This window comes from Pseudoalteromonas sp. XMcav2-N (assembly GCF_024124545.1).
Classification (GTDB): Bacteria; Pseudomonadota; Gammaproteobacteria; order Enterobacterales; family Alteromonadaceae; genus Pseudoalteromonas.
The window spans coordinates 68,807-84,658 of record NZ_JAMXSF010000001.1 but is presented as its reverse complement, the minus strand read 5'-3'; the positions used below and the strand labels follow the sequence as shown (position 1 = coordinate 84,658).

9 protein-coding genes are annotated in these 15,852 nt (G+C 49.4%); 1 reads left to right on the top strand and 8 read right to left on the bottom strand.

Annotated features, from left to right (window positions below; translation table 11 throughout):
- Positions 1-2: 2 nt before the first annotated feature.
- From folC to NH568_RS00125, 7 genes are all read right to left on the bottom strand, one after another.
- The gene (folC, locus tag NH568_RS00155) at positions 3-1,265 is read right to left on the bottom strand and encodes a bifunctional tetrahydrofolate synthase/dihydrofolate synthase (RefSeq protein ID WP_253043575.1); all 1,263 of its coding nucleotides are present in this window, start codon (positions 1,263-1,265) and stop codon (positions 3-5) included.
- A 22-nt stretch (positions 1,266-1,287) separates the two neighbouring features.
- Positions 1,288-2,163 (bottom strand): acetyl-CoA carboxylase, carboxyltransferase subunit beta, encoded by an 876-nt coding sequence (gene accD, locus NH568_RS00150; RefSeq protein WP_054016523.1) that lies wholly within the window; start codon positions 2,161-2,163, stop codon positions 1,288-1,290.
- A gap of 166 nt (positions 2,164-2,329) precedes the next feature.
- Complete coding sequence (gene truA, locus NH568_RS00145) at positions 2,330-3,127, bottom strand: tRNA pseudouridine(38-40) synthase TruA (RefSeq protein WP_138546843.1); 798 nt, start codon at positions 3,125-3,127, stop codon at positions 2,330-2,332.
- 93 nt (positions 3,128-3,220) lie between these two features.
- Positions 3,221-9,226 carry a FimV/HubP family polar landmark protein gene (locus NH568_RS00140; protein WP_253043571.1) on the bottom strand — a complete coding sequence of 2,002 codons (6,006 nt, stop codon included), beginning with the start codon at positions 9,224-9,226 and terminating at the stop codon, positions 3,221-3,223.
- A 326-nt stretch (positions 9,227-9,552) separates the two neighbouring features.
- Entirely contained in the window at positions 9,553-10,569 is a 1,017-nt protein-coding gene (locus tag NH568_RS00135) for an aspartate-semialdehyde dehydrogenase (RefSeq protein WP_054016519.1), read from the bottom strand.
- Between the two features lies 1 nt (position 10,570).
- The gene (locus NH568_RS00130) at positions 10,571-11,704 is read right to left on the bottom strand and encodes a 4-phosphoerythronate dehydrogenase (RefSeq protein ID WP_253043566.1); all 1,134 of its coding nucleotides are present in this window, start codon (positions 11,702-11,704) and stop codon (positions 10,571-10,573) included.
- A 62-nt stretch (positions 11,705-11,766) separates the two neighbouring features.
- Positions 11,767-12,057: a DUF6419 family natural product biosynthesis protein gene (locus NH568_RS00125; RefSeq protein WP_054016517.1), complete on the bottom strand. Its 291-nt coding sequence runs from the start codon at positions 12,055-12,057 to the stop codon at positions 11,767-11,769.
- Between the two features lie 209 nt (positions 12,058-12,266).
- On the opposite strand from NH568_RS00125, the gene fadE reads away from it, so the two are divergent.
- A complete protein-coding gene (fadE, locus tag NH568_RS00120; protein WP_253043561.1) occupies positions 12,267-14,717 on the top strand; it encodes an acyl-CoA dehydrogenase FadE in 2,451 nt (816 codons plus the stop codon).
- 51 nt (positions 14,718-14,768) lie between these two features.
- Here the strand turns inward: fadE and NH568_RS00115 are convergent, their stop codons facing one another.
- Positions 14,769-15,845 (bottom strand): DUF6136 family protein, encoded by a 1,077-nt coding sequence (locus NH568_RS00115; protein ID WP_253043556.1) that lies wholly within the window; start codon positions 15,843-15,845, stop codon positions 14,769-14,771.
- Positions 15,846-15,852: the final 7 nt, after the last annotated feature.

Here is a 15,852-nt window from a genome sequence, read left to right as displayed (position 1 = left end):
CTCTACTTTTGCCAGTACTGCATGGCCGCGGCCACGGTCACAAACGAGCCGAATATAATCAGTGCTGTGTCCTGGTGTTGCTGAGGAAGCAGACTTTGCAGGGCCGAGTCGACACTCGGGAATACCTGACTGTGCTCACTGTGCGGTGCAGGCAACATTGTCAGCAGCTGCTCTGCTCGTTCGCCACGGGGGCCTTCCAAAGACGCACAGCTCCACTTCTCAACCACATCTGACAGGGCATCAATCACGCTCGCTTTATCCTTATCAGCAAGCATAGCGACTAAGGCATGAATTTTAAAGCCCTGATTTTTCAAACGCAATAATTGCGTTCTAAGGTAACGCGCTGATTCAGGGTTATGTGCCACATCGGTGTAAATTAAAGGCTGTTGACTGAGCTGCATAAACCGGCCTTCCACTTGTAACCCGGCCAGAATTTGCTTTATCTGCTCTACATCAGGTAATAAGTTCAGCCTGGCAAGGAGCGTTAACGCCGTTGCCACGTTCTGCGCAGGGATGGCAGGCTGTGCCAATGTCAGGTCGTGCTCACCATATTGCCAGCGCAATCCGTCAGGCAAAAGAGTAAAGTGGAAGTCGCGTTTTGACAGGATCAATTCTGCCTTAATTTCCTCACCATACTCGGTCACGGTATGTGGAATATCCAGGTCGCCTACGATAGCAGGTGTGTCTGTGCGGAAAATTCCCGCTTTATCATAGCCTACCAACTCACGGGTATCACCCAGAAACTCTTTATGATCTAGGTCGATAGTGGTGATCACGCTTGCATAAGGCGTCACAATATTGGTTGCATCAAAGCGGCCACCCAGACCCACTTCTAGTAACACATAATCTACCGCATGCTGTTTGAATAACCACAAGGCACCCAAAGTGCCATACTCAAAAAACGTCAATTCAACGTCGCCGCGCCCCTGATCTAAGGCATAAAAAGCGTCGACATGAGACTGATCGGGCAAGGTTTTACCATTGATGCGAACACGTTCGTTATAGTGGATAAGATGCGGAGAAGCATAAGTACCGACGCTGTAACCCTGTGCCAGCAACATGGCTTCCAAACAACGCGCTGTGGTGCCTTTACCATTAGTGCCACCAATCAGAATGATTTTACCGGGGCTATCAAGCAAGTCGATATTGTTCGCAGCCTTAGCAACGCGCTCCAGGCCCATCGAGATGTTGGCAGGGTGTAACTGCTCTAAATAACAAAGCCAATCACTCAAAGAAGATGATTGGCTTGGTGTAGTCTTTGACATAGTGCGCTCAATTTAGAAAATTTTACGCTACTCTATGCTCTTGTTCGGTAGAAGGCAAGTTCATGAACTTAGCCAGGATACGTGCCAACGAGTCACGCATTTCACGACGGTCAATGATCATATCAATGGCACCGTGTTCCAGCAGGAATTCACTACGCTGGAAACCTTCTGGTAAAGTTTCACGTACCGTTTGCTCGATAACACGTGGTCCTGCAAAGCCAATCAGGGCTTTAGGCTCAGCCACATTAATGTCACCCAGCATAGCAAGTGATGCTGATACACCACCCATTGTCGGGTCAGTCATCACAGAGATAAACGGCAAACCACGCTCGCTCATTTTAGCCAGAGCCGCACTGGTTTTAGCCATCTGCATCAATGACATCAAAGCCTCTTGCATACGCGCACCACCTGACGCTGAGAAACAGACCAGCGGCATATTGTGCTCAAGACACTCATTCACGGCATCGACGAAGCGTGCACCCACCACAGAGGCCATTGAACCACCCATAAAAGAGAATTCAAACGCCACCGCGGCAACCGGGATCCCTTTTAGTGAGCCTTTCATGGCCACCAGCGCATCTTTCTCGCCACTGACTTTTTGTGCAGCAGTGATGCGGTCAGAGTACTTTTTGGAATCTTTGAACTTGAGTACATCCTTTGGTTCGTGCTGAGTACCTAACTCAACACGGCCACCCTCGTCTAAAAAGTTTTCCAGACGCTTACGTGCGCTGATCCGCATGTGATGATCACACTTAGGGCAGACGTGCAGTGACTTTTCCAATTCCGCTTTGTACAGGATTGAATCACAGTCCGTACATTTTGCCCAAACGCCTTCAGGGATCTCTTTTTTACCCGTTGATTTAGCCGTTTTAGGTAAGATTTTTTCTAACCAACTCATTTGCAACTCTCTTAGTGCTCATTCTGTGTCGCGATCTGCAAAAAGCAGATAGATTTTCTCAATTAAAACATGATTAAGACATCAGTGATATAAAAAACTGGTCTTAGTTGTCTCTTAAATTTAAGACGCTCGCACTCAGGTTTGCTTTAGTTATCCCTTTGTATGATTAGCGAATAGTTACCTCAGGTAGAAACAGAGGACCAGCCGGCGTTGTGGGAATCTGCCAACGCTCAGGGTAATCAACATCTACCAGGTATAAACCATTCGGCTTCGCCGTAGCGCTGGCTTGCGTACGGTCTTTAATACTCAGCAGCTCAGCCATCCACTCTGGCGGATATTTCCCCACCCCAATGTCCATTAGACACCCTGTGATATTGCGTACCATATGGTGTAAAAATGCATTAGCTTTAACATCAATGACAATGTAATCACCGAACCGGTCAACCTGCAAGTGATGGATATTGCGACATGGAGAATTGGACTGGCAATGTACAGCACGAAAAGAAGAGAAGTCATGCTCGCCAATCATCACCGGACATGCTGCCTGCATAAGGTCTGCATCCAGCGGGTGGTAGTAATGGGTTACCCCACTGCGTAAAATACCCGGGCGATTGACGCTGTTATAAATCACATAACGATAGCGTCTGGCTGTTGCACTAAAACGTGCACTGAATTCGTCATGAACAGGCGTGGCGTAGCGCACAGCAATGTCGTCAGGCAGCTGAGAGTTGACGCCGAGTGTAAATGCTTTCATGTCCCGATCTGAATGAGTATCGAAATGAATCACCTGACCTGTGGCATGCACGCCCGCATCAGTGCGCCCGGCACAGACCACATCGACCTTGTGGTTACAGATGCTAGACAGGGCTGTTTCCAGCTCCTCCTGAACACTATTTACATTACACTGACGTTGCCAGCCACTGTAATTACCACCATTGTATTCAATACCCAAAGCTACACGCATAAACGACTCAAACTCTCATTTCGAACTTAGCCGCGCATTTTATGCGATCACCGCCAATAATACCAACACCATTGTCTCATTGGCGTCTATGGTCTATTTGATTTGCTGTTTGAGTGCCTGTGCTTCTGTCTGTACCGATTCAGGACCATTACTCAGGATTTCTTCAACGGCATTTTCTGCCGAGTCAAAGTCTCCAATTTCAATATATGCACGAACCAGGTCCAGTTTGGCGGCGTATCCGTCTTCTTCCAGATCAACATCCGTGGCATTTTCACCGGCAAGTAACTCCTCAAAATCACCTAGCCCTACGTCCATATCCGGCGACTGGTAAGGTTCTTCCTGGGTCAACTCATCTTCACTTTGAGAGAGGAGGTCGTCTATCTCCAGGAAATCCCCTTCACCCGCTGATGCGTCAGTTTCGGCACTTGCTTCGTCCCCAGACAAACTTTCGCCTGCTGGCTCGTCAATATCTTCAATTTCAAGATCCTGTGCCAGTTCCTCGCTCAACAGCGCGTCAAAGTCCAGTTCAGTGTCTTCAGATAAGTCGACTTCCGAGGTATCCGGCTCAGCAGAATCATCAAGTAAGGCACTGAAATCAGTCTCGTTCAGCTCTGCCAGAAATTCATCTTCAATGGCAGCTTCATCTATGTTGATCTCTGGTTCCTGAGCGTCATCATCGTCTTCAGCCAGGTCCGTTAACTCATCCAAAAATGCGTCCGGTTCTAATGCAAGTTCAGGTTCAGACAAGTCTTCCTCTGCCTGAGGACTGTTGTCATCAAGCCCGACAAGGTCTTCATCAGACAACATGAGATCAGATAAATCATCTTCCAGATCTTCCAGCTCTATTTCACCATCCGGCTCTGAGTCCATTGCGGCAAGCGCATCTGCTTCGTCAAATTCCGGGAAGTCTTCGTCGGCCTGCGCTTCATCGCTTACTGTCGCTTCCTCTGGGGCTTGTTCCGCTGCGGGCTCTTCGACCTCAGGCTCTGCGTCCATCGTACTCAACGCGTCTTCTTCGTCAAACTCAGGGAAGTCTTCCTCGGCCAGGGCTTCATCGCTTACTGTCGCTTCCTCTTGAGCTTGCTCAGCTGCAGGCTCTTCAACTTCGGGCTCGGCGTCCATCGCCGTTAGTGCGTCTTCTTCGCCAAACTCCGGGAGGTCTTCCTCGGCCAGGGCTTCATCGCTTAATGATTCTTCAGCCTGCTCAGCTGCTGGCTCTTCGACTTCGGGCTCGGCGTCCATCGCAGTTAGTGCGTCTTCTTCACCAAACTCTGGCAAGGTTTCGTCGGTCAGGGCTTCATCGCTTAATGCAGCTTCTTCTTGAGCTTGCTCAGCTGCTGGCTCTTCGGCTTCGGGCTCGGCGTCCATCGCAGTTAGCGCGTCTTCTTCGTCAAACTCAGGGAAGTCTTCCTCGGCCAGGGCTTCATCGCTTACTGTCGCTTCCTCTTGAGCTTGCTCAGCTGCAGGCTCTTCGACTTCGGGCTCGGCGTCCATCGCCGTTAGTGCGTCTTCTTCGCCAAACTCCGGGAGGTCTTCCTCGGCCAGGGCTTCATCGCTTAATGCTTCTTCAGCCTGCTCAGCTGCAGGCTCTTCGACTTCGGGCTCGGCGTCCATCGCAGTTAGTGCGTCTTCTTCACCAAACTCTGGCAAGGTTTCGTCGGTCAGGGCTTCATCGCTTAATGCAGCTTCTTCTTGAGCTTGCTCAGCTGCTGGCTCTTCGGCTTCGGGCTCGGCGTCCATCGCCGTTAGCGCGTCTTCTTCGTCAAACTCAGGGAAGTCTTCCTCGGCCAGGGCTTCATCGCTTACTGTCGCTTCCTCTTGAGCTTGCTCAGCTGCAGGCTCTTCGACTTCGGGCTCGGCGTCCATCGCCGTTAGTGCGTCTTCTTCGCCAAACTCCGGGAAGTCTTCCTCGGCCAGGGCTTCATCGCTTACTGTCGCTTCCTCTTGAGCTTGCTCAGCTGCAGGCTCTTCGGCTTCGGGTTCGGCGTCCATCGCCGTTAGTGCGTCTTCTTCGTCAAACTCAGGGAAGTCTTCGTCGGCCAGCGTTTCATCGCTTAATGTTGCTTCTTCAGCTTGCTCAGCTGCAGGTTCTTCGATTTCGGGCTCGGCGTCCATCGCCGATAGCGCGTCTTCTTCGTCAAACTCAGGGAAGTCTTCGTCGGCCAGCGTTTCATCGCTTAATGTTGCTTCTTCTGGAGCTTGCCCGGCTGCCGGTTCCTCCGCTGTTGCACTGTCAAGACTCGCGTCTTCATCCAGTTCAATTTCAAAGTCAGGACCATCCAGATCGTCAAAATCTCCCTCAAAATCCAGCAAGTCTTCGCCATCATCATCCAGTTCATCTAGCAGACCGGACGCATCATCTTGTCCCAAGCTCTCTGCCAGTGCCCTTTCTGTTTCACTGATTGCCGATTCTGGCTCATCATCGAGAGAAATCTCTTCTGCTTCAGATTCATCCATTTGTAACTCAGGATAACTGCTCAGTTCTTCACTGGGGGTAACGAGGTCTATTTCGGTCAGCTCTTCCTCTTCGGACAGATCTATGTCTTCATCCGCTAAGGGATCGTCACCAAGGTCTATCTCAACATCCTCTTCCACATCCGCGTCAAACTCATCTCCTTCAGCTTCCAGCGCCTCCAGTAACTCATCCACATTTTGCAGTTGAGTGGGCTCGGGCATTTTGGCTTCTTCGGACGGGTGAGTTAATTGCTCTGCAAATTCGTCGAGTAACTCATCCTCGGTTTCAGACAGTTCAGATCCTGCCTGCGCAGACTCTTGTACATCGAGCTCCAGTTCAACTGATGGTTCAGCTTTATCATGCAAAGACTGCAAGTCGGATTCTTCTTCCAGCATGCCATCAAGATGACCAGACTCTGTCTTAGAGACAGCGTCCGAACCGGACATAAATTCTTCTGCACCTGGCTCTTCTTCAAGCAACCCATCCAGATCGTCCGGCTCTTCCGCCAGCATGTCTTCTGTGAGCTCGGCCTCAGGCTCTTCTTCAAGCAAATCACCCAGTTCGTCCGGCTCTTCCGACAGCATGTCTTCTGCGAGTTCCGCCTCAGGCTCTTCTTCTAATAACCCATCCAGATCGTCCGGCTCTTCCGTCAGCATGTCTTCTGCAGGTTCCGCCTCAGGCTCTTCTTCTAACAAGCCATCCAGATCGTCCGACTCTTCCGCCAGCATGTCCTCTGCTGGTTCGGCCTCAGGCTCTTCTTCTAATAACCCATCCAGCTCGTCCGGCTCTTCCGTCAGCATGTCTTCTGCGGGTTCCGCCTCAGGCTCTTCTTCTAACAAGCCATCCAGATCGTCCGGCTCTTCCGCCAGCATGTCCTCTGCGGGCTCAGCCTCAGGCTCTTCTTCTAACAAGCCATCCAGATCGTCCGGCTCTTCCGTCAGCATGTCTTCTGCGGGTTCCGCCTCAGGCTCTTCTTCTAACAAGCCATCCAGATCGTCCGGCTCTTCCGTCAGCATGTCCTCTGCGGGCTCAGCCTCAGGCTCTTCTTCTAACAAGCCATCCAGCTCGTCCGGCTCTTCCGCCAGCATGTCTTCTGTGAGCTCAGCCTCAGGCTCTTCTTCTAACAAGCCATCCAGCTCGTCCGGCTCTTCTGCCAGTAGATCTTCATCAGGTACTGCATCAGAGGCCTCTTCAAGCAGGCTGTCGATATCTTCCGGCTCTTCTGCCAATAAATCTTCGTCAGGCGCTAAATCAGAGGCTTCTTCCAGCAAACTGTCGATATCTTCCGGCTCTTCTGCCAGTAAATCTTCATCAGGTACTGCATCAGAGGCACCTGCCAGCAGGCTGTCGATATCATCCGGTTCTTCTGCCAGTAAATCCTCGTCAGGGATCGCATCGGCCGCTTCTTCCAGCAGGCTGTCGATATCATCCGGCTCTTCTGCCAGTAAATCTTCATCAGGCGCTACATCAGAGGCTTCTTCCAGCAGACTGTCGATATCATCCGGCTCTTCTGCCAGTAGATCTTCATCAGGGACTGCATCAGAGGCTTCTTCCAGCAGGTTGTCGATATCACCCGGCTCTTCTGCCAGTAAATCTTCATCAGGTACTGCATCAGAGGCTTCTTCAAGCAGGCCGTCGATATCTTCCGGCTCTTCTGCCAGTAAATCTTCATCAGGGACTGCATCAGAGGCTTCTTCAAGCAGACTGTCGATATCTTCCGGCTCTTCTGCCAGTAAATCTTCATCAGGTACTGCTTCAGAGGCTTCTTCCAGCAGGTTGTCGATATCATCCGGCTCTTCTGCCAGTAAATCTTCATCAGGTACTGCATCAGAGGCTTCTTCAAGCAGGCTGTCGATATCTTCCGGCTCTTCTGCCAGTAGATCTTCGTCCGGGGCCTCATCGACCGCTTCTTCCAGCAGGCTGTCGATATCATCAGAGTCAATATCGGATTCTTCAGGGAGGGCATCGTTGTCACCAGTATCCTGGGCCTGATCAAGCAAGCTGTCTATATCGTCAACGTCAAAATCGTCTTCTGCGATATCGGGCTCATCATCAAGTGCGCCATCGAGTAAGTCATCAATATCATCAGCACTCAGAATACCGTCGTCTGTCGCTGTTCCATCAGCCGCTGGGGACTTTGGGGGCGACTCACCGACTTCATCTATCAAGCTATCAATGTCGTCCAGATCAAAGTCTTCATCCGCAGCTACGTCAGATTCCGCGGTATCAACTTCTTCGAGACTCTCTTCGGCTAATTCTTCGCTTAGTGCAGCAAGAGCGTCGTCACTGACATCCAGAGTATCGTCATCAGCCCCTTCGCTGACTTCGTTGAACAAATCATCAATGTCATCGGCACTCAATATGTCGTTATCGCCCGACGCTGCATCAGCGTCGACATCCAGAGTAATTTCATCACCCAGACTGTCGTCCGCTTCATCGAAGTTTTGTTGCAGAAACTCATCAAGGTCGTCAGCATCTGACTGCTCAGCATTGACATCCGACTCATCGTCAAACACGATGTCATCGTTCAGTAAGCTGTCCAGTTCATCCTGCTCAAGCGTGTCATTACCCTCTTCAAATGCATCATCTTCCAGGCTATCAAAGACGATTTCATCATCAGGTAAAATATCGTCATCGAGCTGCACGCCTTCGTTTAAAGCATCTTCGCCACTGTCATGTGGCATATCCAGATCGAGCGGATCGACTGCTGCCGCTGTTGCCGTAGCCGTTGCTGCAGCGGCGGCAGGTGCTGGTGACTGTGGTAAAAATTCATCGTCTTCCTCCGCTTGTTTTGCCTTGCCTTTGCGCATACGCATCACAACCGCACCAATGATCAGTAAGGCAGGAATGGTCGCCAGTAAGGCAACAACCAGAGGGTTGGAAAACAGCTTAGCAATGCTAAATTCAGCTTCTGCTTGTGCCTGCATCTGCTGCTGCGCAATCATTTCACTTTGCATATCAATCACAGCTTTAAGCTGCTGCTGAATTTCGCTATCTCTGCCCAGCTGCTCCTGAACATTTTTGAGCTCTTCAGAAATATTATTTAGTTTTTTCTCAAGTTCGTTGTTTTCCTGAAGGATCTCTTCAACACTACGTACGGAGGTTTTAAACTGAGTTTGTAAATCGAGTAGACGCGAGTCTTGCTCCATTTTGAGTGATTTTAGCTCGTTGGTTAACGCTTCACGGGCTTCTTCAACATCAACTTTACGCGCTTGCGTTACCCGCTTATCGGCAGCATCTATGGTAGCCTGGTCAAGCTTTCCACTTTTTTTCAGCTCCCATAGCTCATCGTCTTGATCAGATTTTTGACGCGCTAACTGCGCATTAATGCGACGTATTTCAGCTAAAGTTGGAATTTTCAGATAAGCGCCATCGCGCATATGGTTCAGGTTGTTGTCGAGAAAAGCCTGTGGGTTTTTCTCATATAGAGCCTGCATTACCTGGTAGATAGAAACGGAGTCATTAGGCCGCACTTTGTGCGCGATGCGCCATAAGGTATCTGTTGACTTTATCGGGCCAACTGAGCGTCCCTGAAGTCCCAAATCAACCCCTTTCGGACCTTTGAGAACGGTCCCGTCCTGGGTATGAACGGGCGCTGCAATTAGGGCCATTGCTAAGATACAAATAAAGGCTAAACCGCGCATGCTGTTCCTTTGTATACTCTCTAGCGCTGCCCTGGCGGCAACGCGACTACTGAATTGTGCTTAATAGGGCTTGTGCAAGCTCTGTTCCAATTGCCAACTATAAACCAGATAACGGTGAATATCCATCGCCAAAGTATTGAAAATTAACATTCTTATCATGCTTTTTGGTGAGTTACTAATTCTTTATTTAAGCCTCTGAATACACTCAAGGATAGACGAAATACACAGACTTGGCGGATGAGAAGTGAAAAGTGGCAAATTGCTGCCGTATGGGAACAAACAGAAAAGGAATTTGGGCCCGTCGTTGTTCACGGGCCCGGCAATCATTACAGATAGTGCGCGATCAACTCTTCGGCAATCTGTACGCTGTTAGTTGCAGCACCTTTACGGGTGTTGTCAGACACAACCCACAGGTTCAGGCCATGTGGATGTGAAATATCCGCTCTCAGTCGACCTACATACACGGTGTCGTTGCCGCTGGCGTCACTGACCGGCGTTGGATAATCCTGTTCATCTTCAACCAGTTCGATACCGGGAGCATCATTTAACAACTGCTTGATATGTTCAAGATCGTAAGGCATGCGTGTTTCTAGGTGGATTGCCTCAGCATGACCATAAAAAACAGGAACACGAACAGCCGTCGGGTTTACCATAACACTACTATCGCCCAGGATTTTTTGCGTCTCCCAGACCATTTTCATTTCTTCTTTGGTATAGCCATTGTCCTGGAAGGCATCAATTTGCGGAATGACATTAAAGGCGATTTGCTTAGTGAAGACCTCATTTTCCATAGGTCGGGCATTCATCAGATTAGCAGTTTGTTTAGCCAGCTCTTCAACCGCCTCTTTACCTGCACCAGATACAGCTTGATAGGTAGACACATTGATACGATCAATACCATAAGCATCATAGATAGGTTTCAACGCAACCATCATTTGAATGGTCGAACAATTTGGGTTGGCGATGATATTACGATTGCGAAAATCAGCCAGGCTGGCACTGTTTACCTCAGGTACAACCAAAGGCACATCATAGTCATATCTAAAATGTGATGTGTTATCAATGACAACACAGCCCGCTTCGGCCGCTATTGGCGCATACTGTTCCGACACGCTGCCTCCTGCCGAAAACAAGCCTATATGCGCCTGGCTAAAATCAAACTCTGCCACATCCAGCACAGTGAGCGTCTCACCGTTAAACTCAATTTCTTCACCCGCACTGCGGCTGCTTGCCAGAGGATACAAATTGCCAACCGGGAACTTTCGTTCGGCCAGAGTTTCAATAATTTGCTTGCCTACCAGCCCGGTTGCACCGAGCACCGCCACATCATATTTCTGCGACATATTATTCCTCATTCGAATTAATTACTTTAAAACCAAGCTGTTGTAACTGCTTCCCACACTGAGGTGCATTTTGCACCGTCAAGGTATTAAACTCTCGACGAGGCGGGTAATTTTTGCGCAACATATCAAAGCCCTGACTGGTGATATTATTACGCAACAGGCCATCATCCCGACGAATATCATAGACCAGATGAACCAACCTGCCGAGTTCCTGTTCGCTAAGCGTATGCTCTGCATAACAAGATGTCAGAGCCGGGATCGGCAAAAACGACTCAAGCGACTTTGTGGCTGCATTACCGAGTTGGTCACACAGGGCCTGATACAACATTTGTGTTCCGCGGGCTTTCCCCTCAAGTGTGTGGCCAGCAATGTGCGCTGAGGCAAACAATGTATGATCCAACAAAGGCATCAAAATATTGGGTTCATTTTCCCATACATCTAACACCAAATCGATTGCCTGGCCGTTCTCAAGCGCTGCTAACAAAGCCTGGTTATCAATCACATCTCCCCGGCTTGCATTGATCACCAACATATCAGGCTTAAGCGTCGCTATGCGTTCAGCATTAAGCATATGCCGGGTCTGATGAACACCGGTCTTAATCAAAGGCACATGGAAAGTAACAATATCGGCTTGTGCCAACAGCTCATCAAGTGGCATGTGCTGCGTTAAAGTCCCCGCTTCATGACGAAGTGGGTCACACAAAAGCAGCTCTACCCCACTGACAGCCAGTTTATCGTGTAAGCATTGGCCTATATTACCAACCCCAACAATACCTAGCTTTTTACCCTGCAGATTAATCGCCTTGTGCTGCGCATAGGCATACAAAGCACTGATCACATATTCGGCAACAGCGACAGCATTACAACCGGGGGCACTGGCAAAACCAATGTCTCGCCCGGCCAGTAACGACCTGTCAATGTGGTCGACCCCAATTGTTGCGGTGCCAACAAACTTTAGCTTAGATGCCTCAGCCAAGAGTGTCTGATCAACCTGAGTGACGGAGCGCGTTAGCAACACGTCAACATCAGCCAGCTGGTGCGGCGCTATGGTGCGACCATCAAAGCGACTGACCTCCCCCAGATCGGAGAAAAACTCTTCAACCAGGGGCATATTCTGATCTGCAAGGATCTTCATTCATACTTCCCAAACGATACACGGACCCTTTATTGTACCGCAGCCAAGGCCCGGACAACAGGCTAACGTTTACTAACCCCGATACTGATAGCTGCGAACATCAGGCAAAGCAGAAACAGAACAAGCGCTTTGATACTTGGTTGTTCGGTGAGGTTTATCCATGGACTGACCAAAAACGCCTGAACATTACACCAGGCTAAAAACATAGCGATGATACTGGCGCCCTGATAACCGTAGATAGCGCACAAGACGCAACTGGCAAGATTAAGAAATACAGCGGGTTGATAAAGATGTGCTGAAAGCAGCATAGCAAAAAACGTCGCAGATGCGACACACAATGTTCCATATTGCATGACGATTCCCTCCTAGAATGATCTCTTAAAATATAGGAGTAATCTTAAAAATTACAAACTCATTACATAAAAACAACACCAATATGACCAACTCGCGAGGTAACTAAATAGCAACTAAAATGAAGATAAGATGCTTTTTAGGCTTGAAATCACTGGTCCAACAAGCTAGCCTAGCCAATGTGGTCAGACCTCTTACAAGGAATAACAACATGACACTTTTATTTACACTCGCTTTAATCGCACTGGTTAGCGCTGCCTGCTACCACCGTGCGAGCTGGAACACCTGCTTAGGTGTTGCTGCGGCGACGCTGCTGATCGGCACCTTCGCCGGCGCCTTTGGCGCATTTGCCTGGCTTATCTTCTTGGCCATTGCAGTTCCCTTATCAATGACTAACGTACGTCAACAATATATTGTTGCGCCGTTGTTTAAGGCGTTCAAAAAAGTCACGCCTAGCATGTCCGAAACAGAAAAGTCTGCTATAGATGCTGGTACTACTTGGTGGGAAGCCGACTTGTTCTGTGGTAACCCAAACTGGAATAAGCTTCACCAGTATCAGGCTCCACGCCTTACGGCCGAAGAGCAAGCCTTTATGGATGGTCCTGTTGAAGAAGTATGTGCAATGCTGGATGACTGGGAAGCCACTCATGAGCTGACTGATTTACCACAGGACGTATGGCAATATCTCAAAGACAATAAGTTCTTTGCCATGATCATCAAAAAGCAATACGGTGGTCTGGAATTTTCGGCCTATGCACAGTCTTGTGTGTTGCAAAAGCTAACCAGTAAATCAACTCTGCTTTCATCTATTGTAGGTGTACCTAATTCACTAGGTCCAGGCGAGCTGCTTCAACACTATGGTACTCAGGAGCAAAAAGAGCATTACCTGCCTCGTCTGGCAAAAGGCGATGAGATCCCCTGTTTTGCACTGACCTCTCCGGAAGCGGGCTCTGATGCCTCATCTATCCCGGATTTCGGTATCGTCTGTAAAGGTGAGTGGGAAGGTAAAGAAACCTTAGGTATTCGCCTAACCTGGAATAAGCGTTATATCACCCTTGCACCCGTTGCTACTGTACTTGGTCTGGCATTCAAAATGCGCGACCCGGATGGCCTGCTGGGCGACAAAAAAGAAATTGGTATTACCTGTGCCCTTATTCCAACCAACACGCCTGGTGTTGAAATTGGCCGTCGCCACTTCCCACTGAATGTACCTTTCCAGAATGGTCCGACTAAGGGCGAAGACGTCTTTGTACCCCTTGATTTCATCATTGGTGGTGCGAAAATGGCAGGTCAGGGCTGGCGTATGCTGGTGGAATGTCTGTCAGTGGGTCGCGTAATCACGCTACCGTCTAACTCAACTGGTGGTATTAAATCTCTGGCGCTTGCCAGTGGTGCATACAGCCGTATCCGCCGTCAGTTCAAACTGCCTATCGGTAAGATGGAAGGTATTGAAGAAGCACTGGCTAAACTAGGTGGTTACGCCTACAGCAGTGACGCAGCAGTGAGCATGTCAACGGGTGCTGTCGACTTAGGTGAAAAGCCATCTGTTATTTCTGCTATTTTGAAATATCACCTGACAGAGCAAATGCGTGATTCAACCAAGCATGCAATGGATATTCACGGTGGTAAAGGTATCTGTCTGGGTCCAAATAACTACCTGGGCCGCGGCTATCAGGGCGCCCCAATTGCGATTACGGTAGAAGGTGCAAACATTCTGACTCGTAATATGATCATCTACGGTCAGGGCGCAATTCGCTGTCATCCTTTTGTTCTGGCTGAACTTAACGCCTGTACTATCAAAGACAAAGAAGAAGCGCTTAACAGCTTTGACCAGGCACTAATGGGCCACATTGGCTTTACCATTTCTAATCTGGTTCGCACTAAGTGGCTGGCTCTGACTGGTGGTCGTTTCAGCAAAGTACCATTTAACGATGAAACAGCCGATTACTATCGTGCCGCAGCGCGCTTTAGTGCGTCACTGGCGCTGATGTCTGACATCTGTATGGCCGTATTTGGTGGCTCTTTGAAACGCAAAGAGCGTATTTCTGCGCGCCTTGGTGACTTGCTAAGCTACCTGTATCTGGTGTCTGCAACACTGAAACGTTACAACGATGAAGGCCGTCGTAAAGAAGATCTGCCTTACGTTCAGTGGGCTTGTCAGGAGCATTTGTACCTGTGTCAACGTGCATTGGCGGATCTAATTAACAACATGCCGTCAATGGCGCTACGTGGTTTGCTCAAGCTCGTATTGTTCCCGTTTGGTCGTCCTGTGCGCAAGCCTACAGACCAAATGGAGCACAAACTGGCACAACTGCTACAAACACCAAGTGCCGCCCGTGACCGCCTTGCCTCACACATTTATATGCGTGATGAACCGCTTAACCTGATCGGCAAACAAGAGCAAACACTGAAAGACATTCTGGAAGTAGAGCCTCTGTTCGACAAAGTATGTCGTGCCAAAGGTGAAAAACTGCCATTTATGCGATTGGATAAAGTGGCCGAAATGGGCCGCGAATGTGGTGCACTTAATAACGACGAAGCCAACAAATTGGCAGCCGTTGAAGAGAAGCGACTGGCCGTTATCAATGTTGATGACTTTGACCCGGCCGACCTGCTGGCTGGTAAGGCCAGAGTGGTTGCAAAAGACGCGGACGCCGCGTAACTTGTCTCTAATGTAAAGGCCAGCCATGCTGGCCTTTTTTGTTTTCCTGTCCTAAATAAACAGCACTTTAATCATCATCAGCGTCACACTGGCACAGCCCCAGACAACAGCAAAACGCTGCGGATAGTGCTTTAGAGTCCATACAAGTGCCGGACAAGTAGCGATTACCGACACGGTAAACAACTCGCCGTTTAGCAGCACAACCCCTGCAAGCCAGCTGATCAGGCATAATCCGTAAATCAAAACGCTTTGGCTAAACTCAATTTGACTGTCAAGACCCAGACTACGCCAAAACCCTCTGCGCCCCATAACTTGTTTACTGGTATCCAAATACAAGCTGGACCACCACAACTGGTTCACCAGAAGTATCATCAAAGTGTAGTAATGCAGCAGATCGGGCCGCTCATGTGCCATGATCATGCCTGCCCACAAAGCCAGAAATGATGCGCCTGCTCGCCACAACACCATCCAGGGATACTCTTTGATGACATAGTACCAAAAGCTGACAGAACTAAGCTGAGGTTGAGGTGCTGCTAGCTTTAGTCTCGGCCTGACCCAATCCAGAGCGAGCCACAGCACACTCACAGCCAGATATGCCTGAATACTCGGAGCCAGCCAGACGGCAACGAAAGCAACACACAATGATGAAACCAATGTTTGCGGGCGGTACAGCAATGCCAGCGCAAACAGCCACTGTGCCAGCATAAACCCAGGCAACTGCGGAGCCTCCCAGAGTGTCGCTGTGCCCATGCTCACCGCGAGGAGCAAAGCTGCACCAAATAGCACATGGCACACCAGTAACAGCAGCCAGTCAGCCACAAACTGATGAAACCGGGTTCGCAACAGGGTAAGGTGATAAGCCCTGTGCCTGATATCAGTAATTGCGGGCTTTACCGCCTGTAACAGCAAACTTTGTAGCAACAGGAAACCAAATGCCACTTTCATGGCAACACCGTGCGAGTCGAACGACACCAACTTACCCAGACCAAAAAACACCCCAATGATCAACTGAGGGATGAAAATGAAGAATAAGGTCACAAACATGAGTGAGAACTGCTGAAGCTGGCGCAACAACGCGGTCAGCGCAACACGAAACGCACGGAAGCGATACTGGTAATAATGTAGCATCAGCACC